This window comes from Candidatus Pelagibacter sp. HIMB1517, from assembly GCF_052047895.1.
In the GTDB taxonomy this organism is placed as follows: Bacteria; Pseudomonadota; Alphaproteobacteria; order Pelagibacterales; family Pelagibacteraceae; genus HIMB114.
Window position 1 is genome coordinate 1 of the sequence record NZ_JBNAIW010000003.1, and the last position, 13,960, is coordinate 13,960.

A 13,960-nucleotide genomic window follows, 5' to 3' on the forward strand; every position below is an offset into this window, starting at 1 on the left:
ACTTTTAAATTGAGAGCAATACTTTCCTTATTACGATTGAGAGACATAAAGTATGCTGATTGATCTTCAATAAAAGGTCCAAAGCCTCTAGAGTCATCTCCTACACCTGGAGCTTCAACTTTGATCACTCTAGCTCCAAGATCTGAAAGTATCATGGTACAATAGGGTCCAACCAAGACTCTTGTTAAATCTAGTACTAATAACCCTGATAACGGCCCTTTATTCATTGTTGATCTTGATATCAAAATATAGTTCAATAGCCAATAATTTAACAAACAGGGGAGACATAAATGAAATTTAAAAAATCATTTATCTATTTATTTGCTGCTGTTTTCTTATTTGCTGGAGTAGGTGAGTCTTTTGCTAAAACATTAAAAGCAAGTCACCAATGGCCAGGTACAAAAAGAAAAGACGGTAAATTTGATGTTCGTCACGAAATGGTTCAAATCATTGCTGATGAAATGAAAAAAGCAAACGTTGGAGTAGATATTAGAATTTACCCAGCTAAATCACTTTATAAACCAAAAGAGCAATGGAAGCCAATGACAACTGGTCAGTTGGATATTTCAGCATTCCCATTAGCTTATGCAGCAAAATTCCATCCAGAGTTTGATATTACATTAATGCCTGGAATGGTTAAAAACCATAAGCATGCATTAAGAGTAAACAACTCACCAATGATGAAAACAATTAAAAAAATCATCAATGATGCAGGTGTTGTAGTATTATCTGATGCTTGGTTAGCAGGTGGTTTTGTATCAAAGAAAAATTGTATTACGAATCCAGAGTCAGTTAAAGGTCAGGTTTTCAGAGCTGCAGGAAAGGCATTTAACCAAATGCTTGAAGGTGCAGGCGCTGGTATTCAAGGAATGCCATCTTCTGAGATCTATAATGGTCTTCAAACTGGAGTACTTGATGGTGCAAATACAAGTTCAGGAAGTTTTGTATCTTACAGAATTTACGAACAAGTTAAGTGTGCGACACCTCCAGGTAAATATGGTCTATGGTTTATGTATGAGCCAATTCTTATGTCAAAAAAGTCTTTTGACTCTTTAACTTCTAAACAACAAAAAGCTTTAATGAAAGCTGGAAAAGTTGCGGAGAAGTATATGACTAAAGAAGCTGCTGGTTTAGACACTACTATGGAAAAGGCTTATAAAAAAGCTGGTGTTAAACTTTCTTACATGACTAAAGCTGATTTTGATGCTTGGTTAGCTATCGCTAAAAAAACATCATACAAGAACTTTGCAGATAAAGTTCCAGGTGGTCAAAAATTAATTGACCAAGCTTTAGCAGTAAAATAAAAGCTTAAAATTAATACCCCTGCTCATTGCAGGGGTATTTTTTTATGACAGATAAATTTATAAAATTTACGGAGCAAGTTGCAAAAATCTGTGGGATATTTGCTGCAGGTTGTTTGTTATTGTCTATAGTTTTAATTACAGAATTAGTTTTTGAGCGTTATCTTTTTAGAAACGCAATCACATGGCAAACCGAATTAGTCACGATGTTGCTTGTTGCATCTACTTTTATTGGAAGCGCATGGGTTTTAAGTGAAAAAGGGCATGTTAATATGGAATACTTATATACATTCATGTCAGAAAAAAATGTAACAAGATTAAAAATTTTCACAGATAGTTTGTGTTTAATTTTTTTCTTAATTTTATTTTATGTCAGTTTTGAAATCACTGCAGATGCATTTATAAATAATCATAACACAGGTACAATTTGGAGCCCTCCACTATGGATACCATATTCATCTATGTTAATTGGAGCAATCTTAATGACAATGTCTTACATTGCTGAACTGATAAAACTTTTTAGAAAGTTAAAGGAATTTTAATGGAATTTATTACAAACATGGATCCGCTTTTACTTGGTCTGATCGTGGGCCTTTTTACGGTTGCCATGTTGTTTTCAGGAATACCTATTGCATTTGGTCTATGTTTTACATCTTTAGTCTTTTTATTTTTAGCAGAAGGTTTTCAAATTCTTAATGTATATGCAGAAACCTTTTATGCAGGCTTAAATTCTTTTGTTTTACTGTCTATTCCAATGTTTATCTTGATGGGAATGGCTGTAGCAAATTCACCTGCAGGTAAAGATTTATATACTGGTTTAGATAGATGGCTTTGGAGACTACCTGGTGGTTTAGTGGTTTCTAATATTGGAGCTTGTTCAATATTTGCAGCTCTTAGCGGATCAAGCCCAGCAACATGTGCTGCGATTGGAACTATGGGAATTCCTGAGATGAGAAAAAGAGGATACTCGGCAGAACTTGCAACTGGATGTATTGCTGCTGGTGGAACTCTTGGTGTTTTAATCCCACCTAGTATCGTTCTTATTGTTTATGGTTTAGCAACAGGAACATCTATAGGAAGATTGTTTTTATGTGGTGTGATCCCAGGTTTATTGCTTGCGGGATTATTTATGCTTTGGGCTTATATTTACTCATACTTTATTGATAAATCTTATGCTGAAAGAGCAAGAAATAGAGTTCCTCCAACATTAAAAGAAAAAATTGAAGTTCTTCCAAGAGTACTACCTTTTTTAGCAATTGTTGCAGGTGTCCTTTACGTTCTTTATGGGGGTATTGCTACTCCGTCAGAGGCATCGGGCGTTGGAGCATTTCTTGTTTTTGTGATGATTGCTGTAGTTTATAAAATTTATCAGCCTAAAAAAATATGGGATATTGTAAAAGTTTCAATGAAAGAGAGCGTAATGATAATGTTCATTATTGCTGGCTCATATATATTTGCATTTAGTTTATCGTCTCTATACGTAACACAATCTATTGCTCAAACTATTGTTGAGATGGGTTTAAACAAATGGTTATTGTTTTTTTATATTAATATCTTTTTATTAATCGCAGGTTTCTTTTTACCGCCAGTTGCAGTTATTGTTATGACGTCTGCAATCTTACTTCCAATTATTACTGAATTTGGTTTTGATCCTTATTGGTTTGCGATTGTATTTACAATTAACATGGAGATTGGCTTAATAACACCACCCGTAGGTCTTAATTTGTATATCATCAAAGGTATAACTCCTGATGTTAGCTTAAACCAAATTTTAAGAGGATCAATTCCTTTCATGGTAATGATGATGATTTGCATAGTGATTTTATGTATTTTCCCTGAGCTTGTTACATGGTTACCAGACAAGTTAATGGGTAAAGATGCTGGATTTTAAGAAACTTTTTTCTTCAATAGCAGATGCAGGTCAGAATTTAATAGGAAAAAAAACTGTTAAAAAAGATTTACCAACTGCACTTCAATTATGTGATGATTTAACATCTTTTAAAGGAATTGCCTCAGGTATTGCAATTGCTAGAGAGATCACTGAGATTTATAGTGTTTTTAACACAGATCAAAAATTAAATTTTTTTAAAGAATTAAATAAAAAATTCTCACCAAATAAAGAAAAAGTTGAAATTAAAATTGCAGAATATCTTAAAGAAAAAAATGAAAAGTCATTAAATGAATTAGGAACTGCTGTTGAAGGAAATAGACAAGAGCTCATTCGAAGATTAAATATGGCTCCAAATGGAACTCCCTTCCTCGTTTCAATGAGAGAAGATTTGATAAAATTTTTACCTATTAATCCTGAGCTTAAAACTTTAGATGAAGATATAAGGCACTTATTTAAATCCTGGTTTAATCCTGGTTTTCTAAGGCTAGAAAAAATAACCTGGGAGTCAAAAGCAGCAATATTAGAAAAAATAATAAAGTATGAAAAAGTTCATCAAATTAAAGACATGAATGATTTAAAACGTAGATTGCAGCAAGAAGATAGAAGATTTTTTGCATACTTTCATCCAGTTTTAAAAGATGAACCTTTAATATTTGTTGAGGTTGCTTTTACAAAAGGCATTGGCAATTCTATACAAGAAATTGTTAAACCAAAAACAGATAATAATTCAAATTATGATACTGCCACTTTTTATTCAATCAGCAATTGCCAAGAAGGTTTAATGAGAGTGACATTAGGAAATTTTTTAATAAAAAGAGTTGTTTTTGAAATTCAGGAGGAAAACCCTAAAATAAAAAATTTTGGAACTCTCTCTCCTTTACCTGGTTTTTGTGATTGGTTTTTATCGTTAAACGATGAAAAATTAAAAGATATATTAAAAGATTATGACATCACAAAATTAAATTTTTTAAGATCATCTGATTTAAAAATAGGAGAGCCTAAAATTATAGAAGAGAAAACAGCTATTAAAAAATTAGTAGCTCATTATTTAATTAATGAAAAAATTAATAACAAACCTCTAAATCCAGTATCAAGATTTCACCTTGGAAATGGCGCTAGTATTTATAACATTATAATTAATGGAAATATTAGCGACTATGGATACAAAGAGTCTTTTGGCATTATGGTAAACTATGGATATCAGTTAGAAAAGTTAGAGAAAATTCATGAGGATTTTATTACCAAAGGTATTATTTCATATTCTGATAAAATAAAAAAATATGTCTAAATTAAATCGTAAAATTTCCATGGCTCCAATGATGGATTGTACAGATCGTCATGATCGATATTTCTTAAGGTTAATTAGTAAAAACATTTTTTTATATTCAGAAATGATTGCAACCGGAGCAATTCTCAATGGAGATAAAAAAAAAATATTAGAATTTAGCGAATTTGAAAAGCCAGTAGCATTACAACTTGGTGGAAGTAATAAAAAAGAATTAGTGGAGTGTTGCAAAATTGTTGAAGATTTTGGGTATGACGAGATCAATTTGAATCTGGGTTGCCCAAGTAAAAAGGTTCAAAAAAATAAATTTGGTGCATGTTTAATTAAGGAACCAGATCTAGTTGCTGATTGCCTTTCCGCAATGGTTCAATCTACGAAACTACCAGTTACAGCAAAGACAAGAATTGGTTATGACGATGTTGAAGATTTCGATTATTTAAATTCATTTGTAGAAAAAATTAAAAATACAGGAGTAAAAACAATTATTCTTCATGCAAGAAAAGCAATTTTAAAAGGTTTAAGTCCAAAGGAGAATTTAAGAATACCAAAACTAAATTATAAAATGGTATATGAAATAAAAAAATCAAACCCAGAAATTGAAATCATTATCAATGGGGCAGTTACAGATACTGATCAAATTAAATCTCATTTAAAATTGGTAGATGGGGTTATGATTGGGAGAGCTATTTATCAATCACCTTACTTTTTAGCTGATATTGAAAAAGATGTTTTTAAAAATGATGACATTCTAACAAGAGAACAAATCGTAGAAAAATTAGTCGAATATGTAGATACAGAAGTTAATAAAGGAACAAGAGTTAATCAAATTATGAGACATACGGTTGGCTTGTATCATGGACAAAGAGGTGCAGGTAAATGGAAGAGGTATCTATCAGATAATATGATGGCAAGAGACTCTGATTTTCAAAAAGTGAAACATATTTTAGAAGTAGTTCAAAATAATGAGAAAGTTGAAATAGCTATTTAAATGTTTGATGGTATTTCTTTAAATGAATTAATTACTTTAGTCACTGTTTTAGCTATTGCTGCAACTATTTCTGGTTTTATGGCAGGATTGCTAGGTGTTGGCGGAGGTATAATTATGGTTCCAGCGTTATACTATGCATTTGAAACCCTCCATTTTGATCCTTTAACAATTATGCACTTGTCACTTGGAACCTCATTGGCAATTATTATTCCTACTTCAATCATGTCAACCAAAACACACATGAAGTTTGATGCGGTTGATTTTAAATTAATTAAATCATTTGGATTATTTGTGGCAGGCGGCGTTATACTGGGAACGGTATTTGCTTCAAATTTAGAAACACCAAGATTAGTTTTAATATTTTCAATTTTTGCTTTTTGCGTGGGTTTATTTTTTATATTTTTTAGAGAAAAATTAGGCGAAACCCCAAGAGATATTCCTTTTAAAATTAAAAGCTTTATTGGAACATGCATAGGGTTTATTTCTGTTCCTCTTGGAATTGGCGGAGGATCAATTTCTGTCCCATTTATGAGATTATTTGGCTATTCCATTAGAAATGCCATTGGTACGTCAGCTGCGATTGGATTTATAATTTCAGTTGTTGGTGCTTTCAGTATGTCATTTAGCGGAAGTATCTTTGATGAAGTAAAATCACCGCTAAGTATTGGTTATGTGAATATTCCAGGGTTTTTAGTTTTTGTACCAGTCACAATGTTAATGGCACCAGTTGGCGCAAGGTTAGTACATAGAATTGAAAAAAAGTTATTAAGCCGAATATTTGGTTGTTTTTTACTTATAATAGCAATTAGATCATTTATTGAGTACTTAGACCTAAACTAAGTTTTAAGGTATTAGCACAGCGGGCCCTAGAAGTTTTCTAGATTCCAAATCTTCATGTGATTTTCTAGCTTCGTCCAAAGAATATTTTTTAAATATATCGATTTTAATTTTTTTACTTTCCATTGCTTCAAAAACTCTTCCTGCAGACAATTCTAATTCTTCTCTAGTAGCTGTGTATGGCATTACTGAAGGTCTTGTAAAAAATATTGCTTTAGGTGCTAAATGCTTTTTTAAATCTATTGTTTTAACGGGACCAGAGGCATTTCCAAATGATATAAACATGCCTCTTAATTTTATTGCTTCAAGGGATTTCTCAAAGGTTTTTTCCCCAACTCCATCATAAATTACATCGGCACCCTTACCATTCGTAATTTTAAGGACTTCGGCAGCAAAATCTTGAGCAGAATAATTAATTACATGATCGCAGCCATTTTTTTTTGCTATTTGAATTTTTTCATCTGATCCAACTGTACCTATCACTGTACATCCCAAGGCTTTTGCCCACTGACAAAAAAGTTGTCCCACACCACCTGCGGCGGCGTGAAAAAGAAGTACCTCTCCTTTTTTTGCTTTATAAGCTCTATGCAATAAATATTCACAAGTCATACCTTTTAAAGTAATAGCGCTTGCTTCTTCAAAGTTAATTGACTTTGGGACTTTAACTAATTTTGCTTCTGGCATAATTTGCAATTCTGAGTAAGCCCCTATAGGCATAGATGCATGTGAGACATGATCACCAGCTTTAAATAATTTTACATCAGGCCCCACTTCTTTAACAACCCCAGCAGCTTCAAGGCCTATACCAGATGGAAGAGGAATCGGGTAAAGGCCAGTCCTATGATAAGTGTCAATAAAGTTTAAGCCAATAGACTTATTTTCTACCAAAACTTCATTTGGTTGTAATTTTTGTAAATCTTTTTGATTAATTTTTAAAACTGAAGGGTCACCAAATTCTGTAATTTCTACAACTTTAACCATAACAGCTTATACCGCTTTAAAGTATCTTTTGTAAATCATAAATATGAAATAACTTAAGACTAAACTAAAAATTACTCTAGCAATTAATATTCCTGAGATATGACCACCAATAAGCGCCATCAAGATAGTATCTTCAATAATAGCATGAAGAAGATTTAGTAGCGATACTGCTAGAAAAACACTTTGCTTATCTATTTTCCCGGACTTAACATCTTTAATTAAAATACCGCCTCCATATTGAATTCCGATAGTCATACCAACTATAATAATATTCATTGCTTCCTTTTGTATGCCGAATAATTTTAAAGGAGGTACAAAAATAATTTCAAATAGTCTCTCAATACCGATTTTTTTTAGGATTTCTAAAATAATTACCATGATGCAAACAATGAAAAAAACATAAACAAGGTTTATAAACTGATAGTATAACCAGGGCCAAAATTCTGTTGGTAATGGATCCAATTTTACGAGTGTATCAAAAGGCTCCATCAATAACTCAAAATTAAAATAAATTAATTTTAGGATAAAACCCAATAAAAAAGCTGAAAAAAACCTAAGTAATGCTGTGTAAGTAAAGCTTATTCCTGCAGCCTTACAAACCGCACTTTCTATTGGAATATTATGACATACTAATATCATTGTCGTTAATATTGTTACTTGCGCAACATTTACATCTAAGATTGGTATAAGATTTATAAATAACACAATTGCAGCATACATATTTACTAAAATGGCAGTTACCAAAACCAAACCAAGTTCTGGAGTCAAACCAACCAAAGACATTAATGGTTGAATTAATTTTGCTAAAAACTCTATGACTCCCGAAATTTCTAAAACTTTAATAATAAAAACAAATGGAATTAAAATTTTATATAAAGGAATACAGATTTCTTTTACGTCATTCGCTATTTTGAAAACAGTTTTTTTCATGATTTTAATTTATTGTTTCAAATAAATTAAATAATAGTTCAGAAATATGTTTTGGTTTTTTATTAGAAAAATCTGATATTTGATGTCTACAACTTGTGCCATTAGCAACAACATAATCATCTTCTGTTGAATTATTAATTGCAGGTATCAAAGTGAGATGCGCCATCTTTTTTGAAACATCATAATGCTTTGAGCTATATCCAAAGGATCCAGCCATTCCACAACAACTGCTATCAATCATTGAGTTTTTAATGTTTAATTCATTAAGCAAACCGGTAAGACCTTTGGTTCTATTTTGTGATTTTTGATGACAATGTCCGTGGATGAGGACTTTTTTATCAAAATCTTTGGGTTTGATTTGATTACCATTATTCATTTCATTTAAAACAAATTCTTCTAACAATAAAAAACTATTTTTGATTTTATCTCGACCATTTAATTTTGAAAAAGATTTAAACTCATCATTAAATGTTAATAAACACGACGGCTCAATACCAATGACTGGAAGCTCATTATATCCATTTTCATTTATATAACTCGTAAACCTTTCTAATTCATTTCTAGCTTTATCTAGTTGACCCATAGAAATATATGTTCTTCCGCAACAAAGAGGTCTATTCAAATTATCATTTTGAAAACTCGGTATGATAGCTTGATAACCAAATTTATTTATAACTCGAATTGCATACATTAGATTTTTTATTTCAAAATTAATATTAAAAGTATCAGCAAACAAAATTACTTTTTTCTCTAAATTTGGCTGAGAATTATAAATTTCTCTAAGAGGGCTTTGATTTTCAACAATCGGTAGAGATCTTTTTGATGAAAAGCCAAACCATTCAATGATGTTATTGATAACAGGAACTTTGTTTAAAAAATTAACAATTGGATTTGAAATTTTTAATAACCAAATTAGTTTTGGCATATTTGAAATTACTTTATCTTTAATACTCATTGAAAATTTTTTGTAATAGTGTGATAAAAATTCACTCTTCATTTTAGCCATATCTACAGACATCGGGCACTCTCTCTGACAAGCTTTACAACTTACACATAGTTCCATTGTTTCATACATTCCTTTTGAAACAAATGATCCCTCTGGTAATTGATTAGATAATGCTAACCTTAATGTATTCGCTCTTCCTCTCACTAAATCTTTTTCTTCTTTGGTGACTCTGTAAGAAGGGCACATTACTCCTGAGTCTAATTTTCTACACGCCCCGTTATTGTTACACATTTCTACCGCATCAGAAAATTGACCCCAATCAGACCAATCATAATGAGTTGAAATATTTTCTGCTTTGTAATCAGATTTATATCTCATCAAAGATCTATCATCTGATTTATATGCTCTTACAATTTTGTGAGGATTTAATAAGTTTTTTTTATCAAAGGTATCTTTGATTTCTTCAAAAGCATTTAATATTTTTTTACCAAACATTTTTTCATGAAACTCAGACCTAACAATTCCATCACCATGCTCTCCAGAGTGTGATCCTCTGTATTCTTTAACCATATCAAATGCTTCATCAGCAATTGCTTTCATATTTTTAATATCTTGATCTGATTTCATGTTAAGTACAGGCCTTACATGCAAAGTGCCAACTGAAGCATGAGCATAAAACATTCCGCTCGTGTTATATTTTGCAAAAACATCTTTTAATCTTGATGTGTAATCAGCTAAATGATCTAAAGTTACTGCACAGTCTTCAATGAAAGCGACTGGCTTTTTGTCTCCTTTTAAAGACATTAAAATATTTAAGCCTGCTTTTCTAATTTCAAAAATTTCTTTTTGGTCTGATAAATCTTCATAACTTTTGTAATTGTTATTTGAATTTTGCGCTCTGACTAAACTTTCTAAATCTTTTAATTTAGACCTTGCAAGATCTAAATCATCATCAATGAATTCTACCATAAGAACTGCTTCTGGATTACCTAAAATATATTTTTTTATACTTTCTGCATAAATTGGAATTTGTTTCGCAAGATCAATTAAATTATGATCCAAAAGTTCTACAGTGGTAGGTTTTAATGTTACCATTTCTTTTGTTAATTCCATAGCTTGTGCAAAACTTTCAAAATAGCAAACACCTAAAACTTTTTGTTTTGGAATTGGTGAAAGTTTAAGTTTAATTTTATTAAATAATGATAATGTTCCCTCTGAACCGACTAAGATATTAGAAGTATTAAAGCCATCCGGATTGATTAAATCTATATTATATCCGCCAACTCTTCGTTGTGTTTGGGGCCAAAATTGAGAAATATCATCTTTAACATTTTCTCTAAGATCTAAAAATTTTTTAATAATTTCATATTGTCTATTTTGATCATTTTTTGCTTCAAGGTAGTTTTTATTAATGTCCTCAAAAGTATGAATAGTTCCATCATCTAATATGGCTTCAACAGCAAGAACATTATTAACCATATTCCCATAATATAAAGATCTTGAGCCACAGCTGTTGTTGCCCGTCATTCCTCCAATAGTTGCTCTACTGCTTGTAGATACATCTACTGGAAACCAAAGACCAAATTGTTTTAAATAAGAATTTAAAGTATCGAGAACAATTCCAGGCTGAACCCAAACATATTTTTCTTCTACGTTAAGTTCTAAAACTTGGTTTTGATGTTTTGAGTAGTCTAATACAATAGCTTCACTTACAGTTTGCCCGCATTGTGAGCTTCCACCTCCTCTTGCTAGTAAAGGAATTGAATTTTTCTGAGAATATTCCATTAGCCTTAAAACATCATTATGATCTTTAGCTAAAACTGCACCGATAGGTTTAATCTGATATAAAGAAGAGTCAGTGCTGTATCGACCTCTTGAAAACGGATCAAAGAGTACTTTGCCTTTAACAAGTCCTTGGACTTCTTTTCCTATTTTTTCTGCTTGTTGATCATTAAATTTCATAATTGCTAAATAAGTTCCCTTAACATATAAGGCCATATGCCTAAATCAAATTCTTTTCAACCGGGTAAACATTTTTTACAGATTCCAGGACCAACGAATGTACCTGATAGAGTTTTAAGGGCTATGGATTACCCAACAATTGATCATAGAGGACCTGAATTTGCTGAAATTGCCAAAAGAGTTTTAGATAAAATTAAATTAATTTTCAAAACATCTGAACCAGTAATTATTTATCCAGGGTCAGGAACAGGAGCTTGGGAGGCTGCGATTGTTAATACTTTAAATGAAGGTGATAAAGTATTGATGTTTGAGACTGGAGAGTTTTCAACCAAGTGGTGGGATATTGCTGAGAAATTAAAAATAAAAGGTGATTTTGTTGAAGGTGATTGGAGAACTGGAGCCGACCCAGAGATCGTTGAAAAAAAATTAAAAGAAGACACCAATAAAGAAATTAAAGCTGTTTTTGTAGTTCACAATGAAACTTCAACTGGTGTTGCAAGTAGAATTGGCGAAATTAGAAAAGCAATGGATAATGCAAATCATCCTGCATTACTTATGGTTGATACTATTTCTTCTCTCGCTTCTATTGATTATAAACATGAAGAATGGAAAGTAGATGTTACTGTTGGAGGATCACAAAAAGGTTTATTGTTACCACCTGGTTTATCTTTTAATGCAATAAGTTCAAAAGCATTGGAAGCTTATAAGAATTCTAAATTACCAAAATCTTACTGGGACTGGAAACCAATGTTGGATAATAATAAAAATGGTTTTTTTCCTTACACTCCTGTAACAAATATGTTTTACGGATTAGATGAAGCAATCAACATGCTTCTTGAAGAAGGTTTAGAAAATGTTTTTGCAAGACACAAAAGACATGCAGAAGCAACAAGGCTTGCAGTAAAAGCTTGGGGATTAGAAATTCTTTGTAAAAATCCCGAAGAGTATTCAAATTCTTTAACAGCAGTTATGATGCCAGAAGGTCATGATGCTGACGCACTGCGAAAAGTTATTTTAGATAATTACAACATGTCTCTTGGTATGGGATTAAATAAAATCAAAGGTAAAGTATTTAGAATAGGTCATTTAGGTGACTTTAATGACTTGATGTTGTCAGGAACTTTAGCAGGAGTTGAGATGGGTTTAGCAAAAGCAGGAGTCCCATTCAAAAAGGGTGGAATATTAGCTGCTCTGGATTATTTATCCAAATAATCAAAATATATCACTAGTAATCCCCTATAATATTTACTAAAATTAAGAAAATAATTTAATAGGGGGAATAATGAAAAACATTAAAACATTGTTCGCGACAATTGTTTCAGTTCTTTTTTTATCTTCAGTGGTACACGCAGGTGGACACGGTGGTGTCGAGCTAAAGTTTGGTCACGTTGGTAAACCAGGATCTTTGTTTCATGAGTCAGCTGAACATTTTAAAAATCTTGCAAATAAAAGATTAGGAAAAAAGGGTAAAGTAGTAACTTTTGGATCTTCTCAATTAGGAAAAGATAAACAGTTACTTCAAAAAGTTAAAGCAGGTACTGTTAACTTCTCATTACCTTCATCAGTTATGTCATCTGTACATGATGAGTTTGGTGTATTTGATATGCCTTACATGATCAAAGACAGAAACCATATGGCTAAAGTTGAAAAACAAGTGTTACCAGGGATCTTCAAAAATTTAGAAGCAAAAACTGGATACAAAGTTTTAGCTGTATGGGAAAACGGTTTTAGACATATCACTAATAACAAAAGACCAATAAATACTCCATCAGACTTAAATGGTATTAAATTAAGAACACCTAAGTCTAAATGGAGAGTGAAAATGTTTAAAACTTACGGTGCAAACCCAACTCCAATGGCTTTTTCTGAAGTATTTACTGCATTAAAAACTGGAACTATGGACGGTCAAGAAAATCCATATGCGCAGATTGCTAGTGCGAAATTCCAAGAAGTGCAAAAATACTTATCTATTACAGGCCACGTTTATACGCCTGCTTATGTTGTGGTTCACAAAGATCAGTGGAACAAAGTTCCAGCTGATGTGAGAAAAATTGTTGAACAAGCAGCTCAAGACACTCAAAAGTTTGTATATAAAAGAGCAGCGGAACTTGAAGTTTCTTTATTAAAAGTAATTAAAGATGCTGGTGTTAAGGTTAACACTGCAAATAGAGATGCTTTTGTAAAAGGAAGTGCTGCTGTTTACAAACAGTTTGGTGACGAAGTTGGAACAGGAAACGCGTTAATTAAAAAAGTTTCTGGTCTAGCTAAATAAGTAATTTTAAAGGAGCCGGCCCTTTTCTTAGGGCCGGTTTTTTTTAATGAACATTCAAGAATTTAAAAAAAAATACGATAAAGCTCTAGAATTTGTTTTATTTGTAATGATGGTTGCCATGGCTGCTGTTGTTATTTTGGGTGTTAGTTTTAGATGGGCAGGTCACGCTTTGACTTGGTATGACGAAGTAGCATCTATGCAATTAGCATGGTTAACTTATTATGGCTCTGCTTATGCGGCATTAAAAGGTGGCCACATTAGCGTACCAAGTATTTTAAAATCTTTCCCATTACACATTAGAAAACCTTTATTCTTTTTATCAAAATTATTCGTTTACAGTTTTTTTGTTTTATTAACCTATTATGGTTTTAAAGTGATGTTCATCGTACAAGGTGAAACATTAACAACACTAGATTGGTTTCCGCAACCACTAGCTCAATCGGTTATTCCAGTCGCATCAATATTATTTATTTTATCTGAGACATTAAATTTTAAAGATAGCTATCAACAAATGATGGAAGGTAAAATCGTAGGAGGAGAAGAGTAATGGAGGCAAAGAAATAAAAT

Annotated in this window: 13 protein-coding genes; 9 read left to right on the forward strand and 4 right to left on the reverse strand. The window is 31.8% G+C overall.

Annotated features, from left to right (window positions below; all coding sequences use genetic code 11):
• The coding region (locus ACTTAT_RS02130) for a CoA transferase (protein ID WP_440679419.1) at positions 1–227 on the reverse strand (227 nt) is incomplete at its 3' end.
• A gap of 63 nt (positions 228–290) precedes the next feature.
• Between ACTTAT_RS02130 and dctP the strand changes: the two genes are divergently transcribed.
• The 6 genes from dctP to ACTTAT_RS02160 are packed head-to-tail and all read left to right on the forward strand — an operon-like array spanning position 291 to position 6,305.
• The gene (dctP, locus tag ACTTAT_RS02135; protein WP_440679420.1) at positions 291–1,304 is read left to right on the forward strand and encodes a TRAP transporter substrate-binding protein DctP; all 1,014 of its coding nucleotides are present in this window, start codon (positions 291–293) and stop codon (positions 1,302–1,304) included.
• Between the two features lie 44 nt (positions 1,305–1,348).
• Positions 1,349–1,843 carry a TRAP transporter small permease subunit gene (locus ACTTAT_RS02140; RefSeq protein WP_440679421.1) on the forward strand — a complete coding sequence of 165 codons (495 nt, stop codon included), beginning with the start codon at positions 1,349–1,351 and terminating at the stop codon, positions 1,841–1,843.
• Positions 1,844–1,860: 17 nt separating this feature from the next.
• On the forward strand, positions 1,861–3,192 hold the full coding sequence (locus tag ACTTAT_RS02145; protein WP_440679461.1) for a TRAP transporter large permease: 1,332 nt from the start codon (positions 1,861–1,863) through the stop codon (positions 3,190–3,192).
• A complete protein-coding gene (locus ACTTAT_RS02150) occupies positions 3,179–4,480 on the forward strand; it encodes a malonyl-CoA decarboxylase domain-containing protein (protein WP_440679422.1) in 1,302 nt (433 codons plus the stop codon). Before ACTTAT_RS02145 ends, ACTTAT_RS02150 begins: the two co-directional genes overlap by 14 nt.
• Complete coding sequence (dusA, locus tag ACTTAT_RS02155) at positions 4,473–5,465, forward strand: tRNA dihydrouridine(20/20a) synthase DusA (RefSeq protein WP_440679423.1); 993 nt, start codon at positions 4,473–4,475, stop codon at positions 5,463–5,465. Before ACTTAT_RS02150 ends, dusA begins: the two co-directional genes overlap by 8 nt.
• Entirely contained in the window at positions 5,466–6,305 is an 840-nt protein-coding gene (locus tag ACTTAT_RS02160; RefSeq protein WP_440679424.1) for a sulfite exporter TauE/SafE family protein, read from the forward strand.
• A 3-nt stretch (positions 6,306–6,308) separates the two neighbouring features.
• Here ACTTAT_RS02160 and ACTTAT_RS02165 read toward each other — a convergent pair whose 3' ends face one another.
• From ACTTAT_RS02165 to ACTTAT_RS02175, 3 genes are read right to left on the reverse strand one after another with little or no spacing between them, the layout of a single operon-like run.
• Complete coding sequence (locus ACTTAT_RS02165; RefSeq protein ID WP_440679425.1) at positions 6,309–7,283, reverse strand: quinone oxidoreductase family protein; 975 nt, start codon at positions 7,281–7,283, stop codon at positions 6,309–6,311.
• A gap of 6 nt (positions 7,284–7,289) precedes the next feature.
• Positions 7,290–8,213, reverse strand: coding sequence for a nucleoside recognition domain-containing protein (locus ACTTAT_RS02170; RefSeq protein WP_440679426.1), 924 nt, complete (start codon positions 8,211–8,213; stop codon positions 7,290–7,292).
• Between the two features lie 4 nt (positions 8,214–8,217).
• Positions 8,218–11,157 (reverse strand): FAD-binding and (Fe-S)-binding domain-containing protein, encoded by a 2,940-nt coding sequence (locus ACTTAT_RS02175; protein ID WP_440679427.1) that lies wholly within the window; start codon positions 11,155–11,157, stop codon positions 8,218–8,220.
• Between ACTTAT_RS02175 and ACTTAT_RS02180 the strand changes: the two genes are divergently transcribed.
• From ACTTAT_RS02180 to ACTTAT_RS02190, 3 genes are all read left to right on the forward strand, one after another.
• Positions 11,158–12,333 carry a pyridoxal-phosphate-dependent aminotransferase family protein gene (locus ACTTAT_RS02180; protein ID WP_440679428.1) on the forward strand — a complete coding sequence of 392 codons (1,176 nt, stop codon included), beginning with the start codon at positions 11,158–11,160 and terminating at the stop codon, positions 12,331–12,333.
• A gap of 70 nt (positions 12,334–12,403) precedes the next feature.
• Complete coding sequence (locus ACTTAT_RS02185) at positions 12,404–13,393, forward strand: TRAP transporter substrate-binding protein (protein ID WP_440679429.1); 990 nt, start codon at positions 12,404–12,406, stop codon at positions 13,391–13,393.
• A gap of 46 nt (positions 13,394–13,439) precedes the next feature.
• Positions 13,440–13,940 (forward strand): TRAP transporter small permease, encoded by a 501-nt coding sequence (locus ACTTAT_RS02190; RefSeq protein ID WP_440679430.1) that lies wholly within the window; start codon positions 13,440–13,442, stop codon positions 13,938–13,940.
• Positions 13,941–13,960: the final 20 nt, after the last annotated feature.

Excerpts from the sequence above, each read along its gene's own strand:
- dctP (WP_440679420.1), top strand. The coding sequence starts at position 291 with ATGAAATTTAAAAAATCATTTATCTATTTATTTGCTGCTGTTTTCTTA.
- ACTTAT_RS02140 (WP_440679421.1), top strand. The coding sequence starts at position 1,349 with ATGACAGATAAATTTATAAAATTTACGGAGCAAGTTGCAAAAATCTGT.
- ACTTAT_RS02145 (WP_440679461.1), top strand. The coding sequence starts at position 1,861 with ATGGATCCGCTTTTACTTGGTCTGATCGTGGGCCTTTTTACGGTTGCC.
- ACTTAT_RS02150 (WP_440679422.1), top strand. The coding sequence starts at position 3,179 with ATGCTGGATTTTAAGAAACTTTTTTCTTCAATAGCAGATGCAGGTCAG.
- dusA (WP_440679423.1), top strand. The coding sequence starts at position 4,473 with ATGTCTAAATTAAATCGTAAAATTTCCATGGCTCCAATGATGGATTGT.
- ACTTAT_RS02160 (WP_440679424.1), top strand. The coding sequence starts at position 5,466 with ATGTTTGATGGTATTTCTTTAAATGAATTAATTACTTTAGTCACTGTT.
- ACTTAT_RS02165 (WP_440679425.1), bottom strand. The coding sequence starts at position 7,283 with ATGGTTAAAGTTGTAGAAATTACAGAATTTGGTGACCCTTCAGTTTTA.
- ACTTAT_RS02170 (WP_440679426.1), bottom strand. The coding sequence starts at position 8,213 with ATGAAAAAAACTGTTTTCAAAATAGCGAATGACGTAAAAGAAATCTGT.
- ACTTAT_RS02175 (WP_440679427.1), bottom strand. The coding sequence starts at position 11,157 with ATGGCCTTATATGTTAAGGGAACTTATTTAGCAATTATGAAATTTAAT.
- ACTTAT_RS02180 (WP_440679428.1), top strand. The coding sequence starts at position 11,158 with ATGCCTAAATCAAATTCTTTTCAACCGGGTAAACATTTTTTACAGATT.
- ACTTAT_RS02185 (WP_440679429.1), top strand. The coding sequence starts at position 12,404 with ATGAAAAACATTAAAACATTGTTCGCGACAATTGTTTCAGTTCTTTTT.
- ACTTAT_RS02190 (WP_440679430.1), top strand. The coding sequence starts at position 13,440 with ATGAACATTCAAGAATTTAAAAAAAAATACGATAAAGCTCTAGAATTT.